1 pseudogene is annotated in these 346 nt (G+C 39.0%); it reads right to left on the reverse strand.

The features are described 5' to 3' along the window. Positions 1-27: 27 nt before the first annotated feature. Positions 28-346 (reverse strand): annotated as a pseudogene (locus A3761_RS25685) (IS30 family transposase); the annotation flags it as partial.

A 346-nucleotide genomic window follows, 5' to 3' on the forward strand; every position in this document is an offset into this window, starting at 1 on the left:
ATAGTTTTAACTTTAGTAGTTGTAGATTCAAGCAATCATCGCAACACCCTTATCAATCATGTGCGATGGAGTCTTAAATTTCAATGTCTTTCTAGGTCGTTCGTTTAATTGGGTAGCTACCTCATTTAACCGCTCTTGTGTATGTGGCGATAAGTCAGTTTTCTTCGGAAAATACTGCCTAATTAGGCTATTGGTATTTTCATTTGTACCACGTTGCCATGGGCACTGAGGGTCACAAAAGTAAACTGGCAAACCAATTTATTTCGTTAGCTCAGCATGTTTCGCAAGCTCCATACCTCTATCCCAAGTCAAAGACTTCCTATATTGTTCCGGCATCTTCTTAAAT

This window comes from Oleiphilus sp. HI0123 (assembly GCF_001635315.1).